12 protein-coding genes are annotated in these 16,038 nt (G+C 65.3%); 6 read left to right on the forward strand and 6 right to left on the reverse strand.

Annotated features, from left to right (window positions below):
- Positions 1 to 4: 4 nt before the first annotated feature.
- Positions 5 to 1,474 (forward strand): aldehyde dehydrogenase, encoded by a 1,470-nt coding sequence (locus tag D4Q51_RS09800; protein ID WP_120077590.1) that lies wholly within the window; start codon positions 5 to 7, stop codon positions 1,472 to 1,474.
- Here D4Q51_RS09800 and D4Q51_RS16115 read toward each other — a convergent pair.
- Together D4Q51_RS16115 and D4Q51_RS09810 are read right to left on the reverse strand one after the other, a co-directional pair.
- Positions 1,377 to 1,901 carry a nuclear transport factor 2 family protein gene (locus D4Q51_RS16115; RefSeq protein WP_120077591.1) on the reverse strand — a complete coding sequence of 175 codons (525 nt, stop codon included), beginning with the start codon at positions 1,899 to 1,901 and terminating at the stop codon, positions 1,377 to 1,379. The genes D4Q51_RS09800 and D4Q51_RS16115 overlap by 98 nt on opposite strands.
- Before the next feature lie 59 nt (positions 1,902 to 1,960).
- A complete protein-coding gene (locus D4Q51_RS09810) occupies positions 1,961 to 4,141 on the reverse strand; it encodes an outer membrane protein assembly factor BamB family protein (RefSeq protein WP_120077592.1) in 2,181 nt (726 codons plus the stop codon).
- Positions 4,142 to 4,246: 105 nt separating this feature from the next.
- Here D4Q51_RS09810 and D4Q51_RS09815 point away from each other — a divergent pair, with 105 nt between their 5' ends.
- The 4 genes from D4Q51_RS09815 to D4Q51_RS09830 are packed head-to-tail and all read left to right on the forward strand — an operon-like array spanning position 4,247 to position 9,715.
- Positions 4,247 to 6,253 carry a TonB-dependent receptor plug domain-containing protein gene (locus D4Q51_RS09815; RefSeq protein WP_120077593.1) on the forward strand — a complete coding sequence of 669 codons (2,007 nt, stop codon included), beginning with the start codon at positions 4,247 to 4,249 and terminating at the stop codon, positions 6,251 to 6,253.
- Between the two features lie 54 nt (positions 6,254 to 6,307).
- Positions 6,308 to 7,747, forward strand: a complete 1,440-nt coding sequence (locus D4Q51_RS09820; protein ID WP_120077594.1) for an aldehyde dehydrogenase family protein — start codon at positions 6,308 to 6,310, stop codon at positions 7,745 to 7,747.
- Positions 7,744 to 8,862 (forward strand): NAD(P)-dependent alcohol dehydrogenase, encoded by a 1,119-nt coding sequence (locus D4Q51_RS09825; protein ID WP_120077595.1) that lies wholly within the window; start codon positions 7,744 to 7,746, stop codon positions 8,860 to 8,862. Before D4Q51_RS09820 ends, D4Q51_RS09825 begins: the two co-directional genes overlap by 4 nt.
- Positions 8,852 to 9,715 carry an alpha/beta hydrolase gene (locus D4Q51_RS09830; protein WP_120077596.1) on the forward strand — a complete coding sequence of 288 codons (864 nt, stop codon included), beginning with the start codon at positions 8,852 to 8,854 and terminating at the stop codon, positions 9,713 to 9,715. Before D4Q51_RS09825 ends, D4Q51_RS09830 begins: the two co-directional genes overlap by 11 nt.
- A gap of 213 nt (positions 9,716 to 9,928) precedes the next feature.
- On the opposite strand, the gene D4Q51_RS09835 is transcribed toward D4Q51_RS09830, so the two are convergent.
- Complete coding sequence (locus D4Q51_RS09835) at positions 9,929 to 10,249, reverse strand: TraR/DksA family transcriptional regulator (RefSeq protein ID WP_120077597.1); 321 nt, start codon at positions 10,247 to 10,249, stop codon at positions 9,929 to 9,931.
- Positions 10,246 to 11,676, reverse strand: coding sequence for a carotenoid oxygenase family protein (locus D4Q51_RS09840; RefSeq protein ID WP_162925283.1), 1,431 nt, complete (start codon positions 11,674 to 11,676; stop codon positions 10,246 to 10,248). The genes D4Q51_RS09835 and D4Q51_RS09840 overlap by 4 nt, the downstream gene beginning before the upstream one ends.
- 80 nt (positions 11,677 to 11,756) lie before the next feature.
- Here D4Q51_RS09840 and D4Q51_RS09845 point away from each other — a divergent pair, with 80 nt between their 5' ends.
- Complete coding sequence (locus D4Q51_RS09845; RefSeq protein WP_120077599.1) at positions 11,757 to 12,326, forward strand: nuclear transport factor 2 family protein; 570 nt, start codon at positions 11,757 to 11,759, stop codon at positions 12,324 to 12,326.
- Here the strand turns inward: D4Q51_RS09845 and D4Q51_RS09850 are convergent.
- Together D4Q51_RS09850 and D4Q51_RS09855 are read right to left on the reverse strand one after the other, a co-directional pair.
- Entirely contained in the window at positions 12,323 to 13,810 is a 1,488-nt protein-coding gene (locus tag D4Q51_RS09850; protein WP_120077600.1) for a Ppx/GppA family phosphatase, read from the reverse strand. The genes D4Q51_RS09845 and D4Q51_RS09850 overlap by 4 nt on opposite strands.
- Complete coding sequence (locus D4Q51_RS09855; RefSeq protein WP_120077601.1) at positions 13,807 to 16,002, reverse strand: RNA degradosome polyphosphate kinase; 2,196 nt, start codon at positions 16,000 to 16,002, stop codon at positions 13,807 to 13,809. The genes D4Q51_RS09850 and D4Q51_RS09855 overlap by 4 nt, the downstream gene beginning before the upstream one ends.
- Positions 16,003 to 16,038 lie beyond the last annotated feature (36 nt).

The raw sequence follows: 16,038 nt of genomic DNA on the forward strand, positions 1-16,038 counted from the left end.
GACCATGACCCCAGAGAACGTCAACATCGCACATCCGGACAAGCTGTTCATCGGCGGCGAATGGGTGAAGCCGCAGTCGAACAATTCCATCGAGGTGGTGAACCCCGCCAGCGAGGACGTGGTCGCGCGTGTCGCCCATGCCGGAAACCGCGACATGGACGCAGCCGTCGCCGCCGCGCGTCATGCCTTCGACAACGGCCCGTGGCCGCGCCTTTCTCCGCAGGAGCGGCAGGCCAAGCTGATGGAGATGGTCGACTACCTCGAAACCCGCGTGCCCGAACTGGCGGCGGCGTGGACGGCGCAGGTCGGCGGGCTTGCCAGCGCGGCTGGCCCGATGCACGCAGGCGGCGTGGCTGGGCTGCGCGGTATTGCCAGCCTCGGCGAACGCTTCGCATGGACAGAGCAGCGCCCCGGCATGGCGGTAGACACCGTCACCGTGGTGCGCGAGCCCGTGGGCGTTGTCGTCGCCATCGCGCCGTGGAACGGGCCGTTCGCGATCATGGCCAACAAGGCGTTCTACGCCCTGATCGCGGGCTGCACCGTGGTGATGAAGCCGTCTCCCGAAACCCCGCTGGAAGCCTATATCATCGCCGAGGCGGCGGAGGCCGTGGGTATGCCGGCAGGCACGGTCAGCCTCGTCCCCTCAGATCGCGACGCGGCGGACCACCTGATCCACTCGACGCACATCGACAAGATCACTTTCACCGGCTCCACTGCGGCGGGCAAGCACATTGCCAGCGTTGCGGGCGGCAACATGGTGCGCGCGACGTTCGAACTGGGTGGCAAGAGCGCGGCGATTATCCGCGACGATTTTCCCATCGATGCGGCGGCGAACATCCTCGGCAATACCATCACGGTGATGAGCGGACAGGTGTGCGCCATGTTGAGTCGCGCCATCGTGCCACGCGCCCGCCACGACGAACTGGCGGAGGCCATCGCGGGCGTGATGAAAGGTGTGAAGATTGGCCATCCGGAGGACGAGAACACACAGCTTGGCCCCGTTGCCATGCACCGCCAGCTCGAACGCATCGAGATGTATATCGAGGCGGGCAAGGCGAGCGGCGCGGACCTCGTGACAGGCGGCCATCGCCCCAGCCACATGAACAAGGGCTATTACATAGAGCCGACGCTGTTCGCGAACGTCGATAACAAGAGCAAGATCGCGCAGGAGGAGATCTTCGGCCCCGTCCTGTGCCTGATCCCGGCGGAGGACGAGGAGGACGCCATCCGCATCGCCAACGAGAGCGACTACGGCCTCAATGGCTCCGTCTTTACGGGCGACGCGCAGGCCGCCTACGATATCGCGCGCCGCGTGCGCACGGGCGTCGTCGGCCAGAACGGCATGCGTATGGAATGGACCGCGCCCTTCGGCGGCTTCAAGCAATCCGGCATCGGCCGCGAGGGCGGCGACGAGGGGATCTGGGGCTATGTCGAGACGAAGACGATCCTGACGGATGCGAGCGTGAAGGTCTAGCCGCCGGGCTGAACCACTTCGGTAGCCTGCGAAAACACCACCTGCCAGCGCCCGTCACGCAGCTCGTAATAGTCGGTGTGACGGTGCGGGGGGTGGGTAGCACGTTGTCGCCCACTCGCACCGACAAGTCGGATTCGTAGCGGACGGCCCCTGCATCGCCCACGACCTGCACACGGAATTCTCCCACAGGCTCGAACACGAGATAGCGGAAGTCGCCGTTGCGCTGCGGGTCGAGGTACTGCGATTTCGTCCATGTCTCGCCACGCGGGTTCACCAGTTCGAAGTCTTCGGCGTGACGCGCGTAGGCGGTTTCCCAATCGCCCTCGACGAATGCGGTCAGCCGTTGACGTTCGATACTGGCTAGATCGACGTCTGCCGCGAGAGCGGACTCCTGGCGTCTCGCGTCGGCTGCGTTGCAGGCAGCCAGGAGAAGGGATTACGACAAGATTGCCACTGACATTTCATCTCGGTTCTCCTCGTTCCTGATCAATCAATCCCGATAGCCGCCAATATCGCCTCGTCCGGATCGAGCGCGGTGTCGCCCGCCGGGAAGCCGTTCTGCTCCAGCATGTAGACCGTTACCGCCAGATAGTCGGGATCGCTCAAAGAACCCGGCGCGCCCATCGGCATGGCCTCGCGGGTGTAGGCGAACAGTTCCGCCACGCTGCGACCGCGCCAGCGGCTCATGAAGGCGGCCCCGCGAATGGGGGCGACGCCGCCCGCGCCTTGCAGGTCCGGCCCGTGGCAGGCGGCACAGGCGCGCTGGTAGACGGCGAGTCCCGCTTCGGCCTGCGCTGCGGAGAACACCCCGCTGGAGGCCGCGCGGCTGAAGCCGCCGATATTGCCGCCCGGTGGAGGCGCGTCGGCCGATCCCATTGCGCCCGCCGGGTTCACCTGTTCCCGCTCCGGCCCGCGATGGCCGATGCCCGCGTCGGGCAGGGCGAAGACGAACAGCGTGTTCTGCCGACCGTGCAGGAGTTCGGGCGTGAAGTTGTCGCTCAGCCAGAAGCCTGTCGAGAACGCGACATACTGCTGCCCGTCCACCGCGAAGGTCGCCGGATAGCCCGTGACCGAGGAGCCGACGTTCATCGACCACAGCACTTCGCCGCTGCGTTGATCCATCGCCAGCACGAAGCCTTCCGCATCGCCTGCAAACAGCAGACCGCCGCCGGTGGTGAGCAGCGACTGTGTGCCCGCGCGCTGCTGGTAGGTCCACTCACTCCTGCCCGTCACCGCGTTCACCGCGTGGATCGCGCCGATCATGCCGCCCGCCTCCGGGTTGGCGTAGGCGCGCGTGGCGATGCCGTAGATGCCCGTGTCGCCTTCCGCCGGGTCCAGCGCGGACATTTCCGCGCAGGTGTTGGTGAGGGGGAAATACATCGTCTGCGTCAGCGGGCTGTAGGCGGGGGCGTAATAGTTCGCGCCGCCGGTGGGGGCGGGGCAGATAGTGATGTTCTCGCCGTAGCGGCTAGGGATGGTCTCTGGGTTCACCGTCACCCGCCCGGTCGCGCCGTCGATGTGGCCGACGAGGTTCTGCTGCAGCGTGGGACGCGCCCAGAGAAACTTCCCCGTCTCCCGGTCCAGCGTGTAGATCACGCCGGTCTTGCCAGGCACGCCCGACAGCGTGCGATAGGTGCGGCCCGGCTCGATATCGGGGGCCATCCATTCCACGTCTGCCGGATCGGGCGCGACCTGCTGGTCTATCAGCATGCGCGGGAAGGTGTGGTCCATGTCCCACTGGTCCACCAGGTGCTGGTAGTGCCAGACGATCTCGCCCGTCTCCACGTCCAGCGCCAGAGTGGAATTATGGTAGAGATAGGTCTCGTCATTGCCCGCCAGCCTGATCTTGGGCGTCGGCGCGCTGACCGATGTGCCCATGAAGATGAGGCCGAGTTCAGGATCGAAGCTGGGGATCATCCACGCGCCCACCTGCTGCCGGTCCGCCAGCGGCACGCCGCCCCATGTGGCATCGTTGGGATCGGACCCTTGCGCGATGATCGGCGTGCGCCACACCTCTTCGCCCGTTTCGGCGTTATGCGCGACGATCACGCAGGCCGCCGGCCCGCCCTCCGGCTCGCATGATCGTCCGGTGATGGCGAGGCCATTGGCAATGATCGGCCCGCTCGATTGCTTTGCGCCTTGTCGATAGTCGAGGATCTGCGTCTCCCACGCGAGTTCGCCCGTGCGAGCATCGAGCGCGTAAAGATAGTTGTCCGCGGAATTGCCGATGATCAGGTGTCCAAAGATCGCCAGATTACGGGTGGTATCGTAGACTGGCAGGTAGTTGCCGATATCCTCTGGCAGGTCGCGCGCATGACGCCAGATCAGCTGGCCGCTTTTCGCGTCGATGGCGTGGATGGTGTCTGCCGGTCCGGGGAAATACATGATCCCGTCGCGCACCAGCGGCGTGCCTTCCTGGTGGCCGGAGTTGAGCGGCATGGCCCAGACGAGGCGCAGGTTCTGCACGTTGGTGATGTCGATCTGGTCCAGCGGGGAATAGCCCCAGCTATCCAGCGTGCGCCGCCAGCTGAGCCAGTCTGCCGGATCGGGTTGCTGGATTTCCGCATCGGTAACGGGTGCGAAATCTGACCCCGTCTTCGCCGCCACCTGCGTTATCGCCAGCGCCGCCAGAGCGCAGCCGAGCGCGAGTTTCCCGAGTTTTGCCATCAGCCCTGATTCCTCTCCCGGCTCTTTAGTGCCAAAGGCGGGGTGACGCGGCAAGCATTCGCCGCTAGACAGCCGGACAAAATCAATTTCAACCGTGAGTCATCCATGAAATACCTGCTTCTCGCCAGCGCCGCAGCTACCCTTTCCGCCGTTCCCGCCATGGCGCAGGATGAGCCCGTGGGCGATCCCATCATCGTGCTGGGCGAAGGACTGGAAGATACGCCTTCCGTCCCTGCCTATTCGGTGATCGAGCTGGACCGCGAGCAGATCGTCACCACAGCATCGGGCACGCTGGAGGACACGCTGAATTCCGTTGCCGGTTTCCAGCAGTTCCGCCGTTCCGACAGTCGCAGTTCCAACCCCACGGCGCAGGGCGCCACCTTGCGCGCGCTGGGCGGCAATGCTTCCAGCCGGGCGCTGGTACTGCTGGACGGGGTGCCGATGGTCGATCCGTTCTTCGGCTACGTGCCGTTCAACGCCATCGCGCCCGAGCGGCTTTCCTCGATCCGCGTAACGCGCGGTGGTGGCACCGGGCCGTTCGGCGCGGGCGCGCTGGCCGGCGCCATCGAACTGACCAGCGCCGATCCGCAGACGCTGGGCCTCGTCAGCGGGCAGGCGCTGGTAAACGATCGCGGCGGCACGCAGACCTCCGCCACCATCGCCCCGTCATGGGATGGCGGTTATGCCGTTGCCAGCGGCCGTTGGGACCGGGGCAAGGGCTTCTACACCACGCCGGAGGCTGACCGCGTGCCCGCCACTGCGCGCGCCGCCTACGACAGCTGGTCCGCCAGCGGCCGCGTGGTGCAACAGCTTGGCGACAACCTGGAAGTGCAGCTTCGCGGCCTCGCGTTCGAGGATAATCGCACCCTGCGCTTCGAAGGCGCGGACAGTCGTATCCGGGGCGAGGACGTGTCGCTGCGTGTCGTTTCTCGCGGGCCGTGGCAGGTGGATGCGCTGGCCTATGCCCAGTGGCGCAATTTCTCCAATGTCATCATCTCTTCCACCCGCTTTGTGCGCGTGCTGGACCAGAAGGATACGCCCGCCAGCGGTCTTGGCGGCAAGATCGAGGTGCGCCCGCCCTTGGGCGAGAACCACACGCTGCGCCTTGGCGTGGACTATCGCCGCAGCGAGGGCGACCTGTTCGAGGACGCCTACTCCGCCTTCAGCGGCAACCTGACCGAGAACCGCTTTGCCGGGGGTAACAACGACGATCTCGGCCTCTTCGCCGATTACGACTGGAACTACGGCCCGATCACGCTGACGGGTGGCCTGCGCGCGGATCGCTATTCGATCAACGACGGTTTCTACCGCGCGGTGGAGCCCGATGGCACCGTGGTGACCGATGATACCTTTGCCGACCGGTCCGACTGGGAAGTGACCTGGCGCGCCGGTGCCCGCCTGCAGATGAGCCGCAAGCTCACTCTGCGCGCGGCGGCCTACAGCGGGTTCCGCCTGCCCACCATCAATGAACTTTACCGCCCCTTCGTGGTGTTCCCCGTGGTGACGCAGGCCAACGCCGAGCTGGAGCCGGAGCGGCTGGAAGGCTGGGAATTCGGCATGGACCTGGCCGCCGCCGACTGGATGCGCCTCTCCGCCACATTCTTCGATAACAAGGTGAAGAACGCCATCGCCAACGTGACGCTGGCACAGAACCTGCGCCAGCGCCGCAATCTCGACGCGATCGACGCGCAGGGGCTGGAGCTGGCCGCCTCCGTCGATGCCGGGCAATTCGGCTTCGACGGCACGCTGACCTTCCTTTCGCCGGAGATCGAGGGCACCGGCCCCGCCTCCGTGCTGGACGGCAACCTGCCGCCGCAGACGCCCACTTTCGCCGCCAGCGCGACGGCCAGCTGGGAGCCAGCAGAGGGCGCCTTGCTGGCGGCAACGCTGCGACACGTCGGCAAGCAGTTCGAGAGCGATCAGGAAACAGAACCGCTGCCCGCCGCCACCACCGTGGACCTGTTCGCGCAGGTGCCGCTGTTCGGCGCGCTATCCTCCGTCGTGCGGGCGGAGAACCTGCTCGATGAAACGGTCGTCACCCGCAACAGCGGGGGCGACCTCGATCTCGGTGCGCCGCAGACATTCTGGATTGGCCTACGCTATGGTTTCTGAAGTGGTAAATAGTTGAAAGCCGCCTAGGCTGGCCATCGAACAGGGGAGAGCGTGATGGGCAAAATGGAAGTCATCAACCCGCGCACCGGGGTGTCGGACCATGCCATAACACCGGCCAGCCGGGACGACGTGGCGGCAAAGGCCGCCGCGCTGCGCAAGGCCCAGCCCGCCTGGGAAGCGATGGGTGTTGGCGGGCGGTGCGGCGTGATGGCGCGCTGGTTGCAGGCGGTGAAGGCGCGGGCTGCCGATATCGGGGAGGCCGACGCCCACGACACCGGCGGCTGCCACACCAGCTACCTTCAGGGTTTCATTACCATGGGCAATATCGGCGGCTGGCTGGAGGACGCGCCCAAGGCCTTCGCCGCGCTGGACTTCGACGCGATGAGCCCCTCCATGCCCAGCGTGCGTGTGCAATCGCAGGTCGTGGCCTATCCGCTGGTGGGCGTCATCAGCCCGTGGAATGCGCCGCTGATGCTGGCGTTGCTGGATGCAGTGCCCGCGCTGTTCGCGGGCTCCGCCGTCCTGCTCAAACCCTCCGAAGTCACGCCGCGCGTGATCGAAACGCTTTTCGAAACCGTACGCGAAGTGCCCGAACTTGCCGCCGTCTTCGATTACGTCGCCGGGCCGGGCGAGGTCGGACAGACGGTGATCGAGCAGGCGGACACGATCTGCTTCACAGGCTCCGTCCCCACGGGGCGCAAGGTGGCCGTGGCCTGCGCGGAGCGGCTGATCCCTTGCCACCTCGAACTGGGCGGCAAGGATCCGTGCATCGTCACCCAGAGCGCCGATATCGAGCGCGCGACCACCGCCGTGCTGCGCGGTGCCGTCTATGCGACCGGCCAGGTCTGCTACTCGGTGGAGCGGGTCTACGTGCACGAGGCAATCCACGATGCCTTCGTCGTCAGGCTGCTGGAGAAAGCGGGAGAAGTGCGCCTCAACGCCGGGAACCCGCGCGCCGGGCATATCGGGCCGTTCACCCACGGGCCGCAGGCGGATATCGTGGCGGGCCACATCGCTGATGCCGTCGCCAAGGGCGCGAAGGTGGAATGTGGCGGCGAGGTCGAGAATATCGGCGGTGGCCGCTACCTGCGTCCCACGGTGCTGACGGGCGTGACGCACGACATGGCGATCATGCAAGACGAGACGTTCGGCCCTACGATCCCGGTCATGGCATTCTCCGATACGGAGGAGGCCGTGCGCCTCGCCAACGATACGCAGTTCGGCCTCACCGCCAGCGTGATCGCGGGGACCGCAGAGGAAGCCGAGGCTATCGGGCGGCGGCTGAACGCGGGCGGGATCTTCCTGCAGGACACGTTCCTCACCTTTGCCAAGATGCGCACCTTCGGCACGGACAGCTTCGGCTGGTCCGGCCACGGGAGCCCACGCATCGGGCCGGAGAGCCTGCGCCGGTTCCTCAGGCGCAAGAGCCTGCTGACGCAGACCGGCGAAGTCGCGGATATCCGCAATGATCACCATCTGGGAGAAGACGCGTGAAGATCACCGCAGCCCTCTCCGGACGGGGCGGCGAAGCGCCGCAATTGGTCGAACTGGAACAGGAGGCCCCGCGCGCGGGCGAAATGCGCATTCGCCTTGTCGCCACCGGCATCTGCCATACGGACCTGCACGAACATCCCGGCAGGCACTCGCCCCAGCCGATCGTGCTGGGACACGAAGGCGCGGGCGTGGTGGAGGAACTGGGCGAGGGTGTGACGGACTTTGCCGTGGGCGACCACGTGATCCTTTCGGGCAATTCCTGCGGCCAGTGCCCAAGCTGCCTCGCCGGTCTTCCGACATACTGTGACCTGGCCATGCCGCTGTGCTTCGGCGGCAAGCGGCTGGATGGCTCCACCGCGCTTTGTGCGGGCGACGAGACGGTGCATTCGCACTTTTTCGGCCAGTCCAGCTTCGCCACCCATTCCATCGTGCCCCAGCGCACGGCGGTGAAGATGGCGAAGGACCTGCCGCTGGAAAAACTCGGGCCGCTGGGCTGCGGTGTGGTGACGGGCGCTGGCGGCGTGATCGAGGCGCTGAAAGTCGGCTTCGGCGATACCATCGCTGTCTTCGGCACCGGCGGCGTGGGCCTGTCCGCCGTGATGGCGGCCAAGCTGGTGGGCGCGAAACGCATCGTGGCGGTGGACCTGTCTGACGAGCGGCTGGAAATGGCGCGCGAATTCGGCGCGACCGATACCTTCCGCGGCGACCAGGACGGGCTTGCCGATGCCATTCGCCAGGTGACCGGGCGAGGGGTGGACTACACTTTCAACACCACCAATGCGGGCGCGGTACACACCCTTGCGCTGGAAGTGCTGGCGATGAATGGCATGGCCGGGTTCGTGGCCGCGCCGCTGCCGGACAAGGACGGGCCGTGGTCGCCGCAGATGTTCGCGATGCTGGCGGGCGGACGGCAGCTTCGCGGCATCCTTGGCGGCGACGCCAACCCGCGCACTTTCCTGCCGCAACTGGCTGAGTACTGGCGGCAGGGCCTGCTGCCGTTCGACCGAATGCTGAAATTCTATCCCTTTGCCGATATCGAGCGCGCCTTCGCCGACGCGAAAAGCGGCGTCGCGATCAAGCCTGTCCTGCTGATGGAGAGCCAAGATGACGCCTGACATGCGAACCGAACTGAAAGCGCTGGGAACGGAGCTTTCGCCCGAACTGCTGGGCGGCACGCAGGCCATGATGAAGGCGTTGAACAAGGGGCTTGCCGCAGAAACGCAGGTAACGCGCGATCTCGCCTATGGCCCCGACGAGCGGCATCGGCTGGACCTGTTCACCCAAGGCTCTCCTTCCGGCGCGCCGGTGCTGGTGTTCCTGCACGGCGGCGGCTTCGTGATGGGGGACAAGCATTCCGAAGGCTCCCCGTTCTATTCCAACATCGGCGATTTCGCCGCCCGCATGGGCTGGGTGGGCGTGACGGCGACCTATCGCCTTGCGCCTGCCCACCGTTTCCCCAGCGCCGTGGAGGACATGCGTCTGCTGGCCGAATGGCTGCGGTTGAACGTGGCTGAACACGGCGGCGACCCGGCGAAGATCGTGCTGATGGGCCAGAGCGCAGGCGCCAGCCACGTGGCGAACTACCTCGCCCACGCGCGCGACCACGCGAAGGGCATTGCCGGGGCCGTGTTCCTCAGCGGCATCTACGATACGCGCACCAGTGCGCAGAACGATTTCAACAAGGCCTATTACGGCGACGACGAGAAGGGCTGGGGACCGGCTTCCGCGCTGGCGGGGCTGCTGGCATCGGGCGTGCCGATGCAGTTCAGCGTGGCGGAATTCGATCCCGACGATTTCCAGAAGCAGGCTGCGCAATTGGTCGCGCAATGGTCAGCAACCAAGGGCCGCCTGCCCGAGATGCATTACCTCACCGGCCACAACCACCTGACACCGGCCCTCTCGTTCGGCAGCAGCCAGACGGAGGTGGAGCGCATGGTGGCAGGTTTCGTGGATAGGGTGACGGGCTAGCCCTCCTCAGGGCCAGTAGGCTTCCTTGCGGCGACGCTTGCGGACGCGCTGCATCTGCCAGTAGGCGACGAGGCATCCGATAACGACCAGGGCGATAAGGGCGATCCCCACGAGTTCACGCATTTCACTTTCAACTTTCCGGTTTCCCCCCGGTCACATGGCTTTCAACACATGGACCAGGGGATGTATCCGGAAAATCCCGTGAATTCGCCGCTATCCCTTCTTCGCGCAGTTTATGCAGAGTGCTGATTCGGGTCGCGCTTCCAGCCGCCCGTCGGAAATCTCCTCCCCGCATTCGACGCAATAGCCGTATTCGCCCTTCTCGATGCGATCGAGCGCGCGCTTGGTAGAGGTGATCTCGCGCGTCACCAGCCTGCCCTGCGCTTCCAGGCTCTCGTCATCCTCCATCTGCACGGCGCGTTCGCTGGAATCGGGATCGTGCGGCTCGTCCAGATCGCGCTCGATCCGTTCGAGACGGCTTTCCAGTTCGCGCAACTGTTCTTCCAGGCGGGCCTTGTACTTGTCGTCGCTCATGCTGCTTTCTCCGAAGGAACCCAGCAGCCGTGAAAGGCCATGGGCATGGCAAAGGGTAGCTTGATGGTCGCCAGCGGCGGCTTGCTCACGTCGTTGCCGTCGAGGATCAGCAGGTCGGCCCGCTTTTCTTCGAACCGGTCGACCACGGTCAGGATATAACCGTCGCCTTCGGGCGCATCGGGTGCGCGGGGGATGAAGACAGGCTCCTGTGCGGCGGCACCGGCCAGTTCGTGGACCCGCAGTTCGCCCCCAAGGCCAGACTGGTCCCACATGATCTGGCCCACGCCCATCTGGGGAAAATCGCGCAGGGCGAAATAGCCGATGGAATGTTTCGACATGGCAAAGCGATCGTCGATCTTGGGCATGTCGCCCAGCGCACCCTCGACTGGGTGCAGGCTGACGGCCTCGTCTTCCGGTTTCGACAGGTCGAAGACGATGCGGGTGATCTGGGTGATCGTCTCAGGCATGGTGGGGAAGCGGCCGGACTTGTCGGCGAAGAAGCTGAAGCAATTGCCCGGCGATGCCGGCGTATCGAGGATCACGCGGTCGCCTTCGGTGTAGGCGTTCATCACGTGCCCCATCACGAGGCCGGGAATGTCGAACCAGCGCATGTCCCTGGCCGGGTCCCCGTCGCGGGGCATCACGCCCCACTTGCTCGGCAGGTCCGGATCGTATTCGTAATAGGCCCCACCTTCGCGCAGGCGGGCTTCGTCGGCAACCAGTGGCATGATCGGGAAGACGAGGTGCTCGCGCGTCACGCCCCAGTCGTGGCTAAGACCGGGGAAAGGCGTTTCGAACATCTGTTCGCGCACCAGCTTTCCGTCCTTGTCGAACACGTGGAGGCTGGCAGTCGTGCTCGGCTCTCCGTCGGCAAAGACGCCGTAGCTCCACCATTCGCCGGTTTCCGGATCGATTTTGGGATGCGCGGTCAGCGCCGTGCTCTTGAGATCGCCGAAATCGCCGACGCCTTTCGTTTCCAGCGTGTTCATGTCGAGTTCGTAGGGGCGGGAATCCTCGCGCAGTGCATAGAGCTTGCCGTGATGCTCGAATGCGTAGGTGTTGCCGGTGTTGTCGCGCTGCGGAAGGTTGGAGACGCTGGGATCGTCGGTGTATTTGTTGCGGTAGTGGCCGTAGAGGCGTCGCCGCGCGCCGCGCTCTGCCTTCAGGCGCTCGGTCTGCACATAGCGGCTGCGGAAGGACACGTGGCCGTCCTCGAAACGGAACGCGCTTACCATGCCATCGCCATTGAGGATGATGTCATCCTCCAGGCTGGGATACTGGCGATCGCCCCCGCTGCGGAAATAGGAGCCTTCCAGTTCCGGCGGGATTTCACCTTCCACTTCGCATTCGAACACGTCGGCCTCAAACCGCATGGGCTTGCGCTCCTGCAGCCCGAAACTGGCGAAGGGGTGAAATACTTCCGGCATTGCTCTCTCCCGTGTTACCCCTTGATTGAAATGCCTATAGCGCCGCATTGCAAGCGCGCATTTGACGGGAGACAAAATCAATGAGTGCAAGTCAGGGCGCGTGCTGGCCGGACGGGGTGCCGCAAGTGATGCCGGCAGAGGACCGCGGCGAGATCGAGGAACTTTACGCCCGCTATGCCTGGGGCATAGACCTGGCGGACGAGGAGCAGGCCATCGCCACCTTCGCCCGCGATGCCGAGTTCGATCACCTGTGGCAGGGCCGCGTGAAAGGGCACGATGCCATCCGTGAGAACCTGCGTTCGCTGTGGTACGATCGGCAGCACTGGTGGTATGGCCGCCAACACTTGATGAACCAGTTCATCATGGACCCGCATCCCGAAGGCGCGCGGGTGCGCTGCTTCTTCCAGATCGTGCAGTGGAACGCCGACTATCGTACCAATTTCGTGTTCGGCATCGGTACGCGGGACGACCGGCTAATCAAGGAAGACGGTCGCTGGAAGTTCTGGCGGCTGACAGTGAACGCCTGGACTGAGGTGGACCAGGTGCCGTGGAAGGGCGAGCGCAAGCTGCCCCAGCGCCCGCCCTATCGCAGCCTGCCCGCCGACACCCGGCCCTTCGACGAGCAGACGAAGGACCCCTTCGAGGATTAGGCTTCGACGATCCCCTCGCAGCCGAGCCACCCGGCGAGCTTCGCCAGTTCGGTCTCGACCTGTTCGGACACCAGCTGCGCGCGGCCCGGCTCCAGCCATAGCTTCAGCACGTCGCCCTCGCGCGTCAGCCTGCTCGACAGCAGTGACAGGCGCGAGCCTGCGCCGAGGCGGCGGCAGAGGCGATAGGCGAGGCCCCAAGCGGTCGCCTCGTGAAGCGCCTCCTGGCTCGCCACCGCTTCGAGTTCGGGCATCGGCGCAAGCTGGCCGTTCGCCCCGCGCAAGGCCGCAGCCAGCATGGCGCGGCCCTTGTGCGTGATGCCCAGCCAGCGCTTGTCGAGCGCCCAGTCTATCGAGTGCTTTAGCCGCATGTTCGGCTCCAGCCGCCACTGCGCCTGCGCCAGCATGTTCGCCGCCAGCCGCAAACGCTCGCTGCCGTTGGTGCCGGAGCGGGCGGCGTCGGATGTCCACGCGGCGATCTGCGCGGCCATTGTCTGCGATGCGCCGCGCGGTTCGGTGAAGTGCGAAATCGCCGCCAGCAGCGGGTCCAGCTTCTGCGCGCCGTCCGACAGGTCTCGGTAGAGCACCCCCTCGCGAAGGCCCCACGACGAAAACACGAGGCCTTCCGGTTTCAGCGCCGCCAGCAGCGGGCGCAGCATGGCGGCAGCGTTGGGCAGACCTTCCGCGCGGTTCGCAGAAATGCCGGGAATGTTGGCCAGCTTCTCGGGCGATATTTGCGCCAGTTTCTTGGCGTACTTGTCCGCTTCGGCAACGGACAGGGTGAAGCCCTGCGGATCGGTGAGCGGGTAATTGGTCTTGTGAATGGCGTAGGCTGCCAGAGCGCGCCATGTTCCGCCCACCATGAACAACGGGCCGGGATGCACGCTAGCCCAGTCGGCGCGTCCCATCTCGCCCTTGATCGTCTTGTTGAACGCCTTGGTCCCGCTTTCGCGCAGGGCTGGCAAGCGCAGGGTGCCGAGCGGCAGGCTGACGCCGTGCGAAGCCTCGCCATTGCCGATGGCCACCAGTTCCAGGCTGCCGCCGCCAAGGTCCGCCACCACCCCCGTCGCGCCGGGAAAGGCGCCGATCACGCCGTAGGCGGAGGTGATTGCCTCCTCCTCGCCGGAAAGCACTTCCACCTTGAGGCCCAGAGCTTCCACCTGCTTGACGAATTTCGGCCCGTTCTTCGCATCGCGCACGGCAGCGGTCGCGACGGTGCGCACGTTCGTCACCTCGATATCCTTGAGGATGGTGGCAAAACGGTTGAGCCCGCGCATGGCGATTGCGATGGCCTCGGGCGGCATCTTCCCCGTTCGCGCGAGATCGCGGCCAAGCTGCGCCGTCACCTTTTCGTTGAGCCAGACGTCGGGCGCGCGCTGCGGGCCGGAATAGACCACCAGTCGCACCGTGTTGGAGCCGATATCGATCACCGCGCGCTGCGGTCTTACGGCATTCTTCGCCCGCTGGCTGGCGAAGGTCGCCGTCATACGGCTCCCTTGCGCAGCGTCAGCTTGGGAATGCGATCTTCCTTCAGCGCGTCTCCGCGGCCGGACAAGGACGGGTTGGTCATGAAGTATTCGTGACAGTTGAATCCGTCTTCCTCAAGTCCGGGCTCGCTTTCCACGCGCTCGTAATCCCCGGTTTCGCCGTCCAGCAGCCAGCTCTGCTCTGTATCGAGAAGGTTCGCCAGCAGCACCTGTTCGAGCACCTGATCGTGCACGGTATCGTTGATAATCGGCACCAGCGCCTCCACCCGGCGATAGAGGTTGCGGTCCATAACATCGGCGCTGGAGATGTAGACCTTGGCCTTGTCGCTGGGCAGCGGCTGGCCGTTGCCGAAGGCGTAGATGCGGCCATGCTCCAGGAAGCGGCCGATGATGGATTTCACCGTGATATTGTCCGAGAGGCCGGGCACACCGGGGCGCAGGCAGCAGATGCCGCGGCACACTATCACCACCTGCACGCCCGCCTGGCTCGCTTCGTACAGCTTGTCGATCACGGTCTTCTCGGTGATCTGGTTCAGCTTCCACCAGATCGTGGCGGGCTTGCCCTCGCGCGCGAAAGCGATCTCCGCCTCGATATCGGCCAGCAGCCTGTCGCGCAGATTCAGCGGGGATATGGCCAGCCGTTCCAGCCGGTCAGGCTCGACATAGCCGGTGATGAAATTGAACAGCTTTGCCGCATCGCGCCCCAGCGCGGGATCGGCAGTGAAGTAGCTGAGATCGGTGTAGATCTTGGTGGTGACGGGGTGATAGTTGCCCGTGCCGAAATGGCAGTAGGTGCGATAGCCGCCGTCTTCCTGCCGCACTACCATGCTGATCTTGGCGTGGGTCTTCCAGTCGATGAAACCGTAGATCACCTGCACACCGGAGCGTTCCAGCTCGCCCGCCCACTTGAGATTCTGCTCCTCGTCGAAGCGGGCTTTGAGTTCCACCACGGCTGTCACGGACTTGCCGTTCTCCGCTGCCTCGCACAGCGCGTTGATGACGGAGGATTGCTGGCCCGCGCGGTAGAGCGACTGCTTGATCGAGACGACGTTGGGATCGGCTGCCGCCTGGCGCAGGAAATCGACCACCACCTCGAAGCTCTCGTAAGGGTGGTGGATCACCATGTCCTTTTCGTGGATGGCGGCGAATACGTCGCCGTCGTGCTCCATCACCCGTTCGGGATAGCGGGGGGAGAAGGGCGGGAACTTCAGGTCCGGGCGGTCCTCCTCCACCACTTCGGCAAGGCCGACGATGCCCAGCATCCCGCTGGTCTTGGTGATGGAGGCCTGCTCCAACTCCAGCTTGTCGCGCAGCAGCTCCTCGGCCTCGGCATCGAAACCCTCGTCGATTTCCAGCATGATCACCTGCCCACGACGGCGGCGCTGGATAGCGCTGCGGAAATAGCGCACGAGGTCCTCGGCCTCCTCCTCCACCTCGATATCGCTGTCGCGCAGCACGCGGAACACGCCGTCGCCGGTGATGGTGAAGCCGGGGAACAGCAGGTTGGCAAAGCGCACCACCAGCCGCTCGATGGCGACGTAGATCGCCTCGTCGCCGGCGACCTCTTCAGGGATGCGGACGAAGCGCGGCAGGGCGCTGGGGATCAGCACCATCTCGACAAGCTGGCTGCCGTCCTCGTTGCGCGTCAGATTGAACAGCGCCCCGATGCCGAGGTTGGCGACGAAGGGGAAGGGGTGCGCGGGGTCGATCGCCTGCGGGGTGATGACCGGCATGATGTGGTCAAGGAAATACTGCCGCAGCCACGCGTCGGATGCCTCGTCCAGCCGGTCCTCGCCCTTGATGTGGATCCCCTGCTCGGCCAGCAGCGGCAGCAGTTCCAGCAGGGCGGCCTGCTGCCGTTCCTCCAGCTCGCGGAACCGGGCGCCGAGCGCGGCAAGTTGCTGTTTGGGCGTGCGCGCATCGAGCGACATTTCCGCCACCCCGCTGCGTACCTGTCCCGCAAGCCCGGCCACGCGGATCATCATGAACTCGTCGAGATTGCTGCCGGAGATCGAGAGAAAGCGCATCCGCTCCAGCAGCGGGTAGGACGCCCGCCGCGCCTCTTCCAGCACGCGTTCGTTGAACGACAGCCACGACATCTCGCGGTTGAAATAGCGTTCCTCGGGAGGAAGCTGTTCCGGATCGATCGCGGCGGATTGCTCGGCTTCGGGCGTATCGGGGGCGGTGCTCATCGGTCCTCGAAAATGTCAGGGAAGGGCAGGGTGAAT

The organism is Aurantiacibacter odishensis (genome assembly GCF_003605195.1).
GTDB classification, from domain to species: Bacteria; Pseudomonadota; Alphaproteobacteria; order Sphingomonadales; family Sphingomonadaceae; genus Alteraurantiacibacter; species Alteraurantiacibacter odishensis.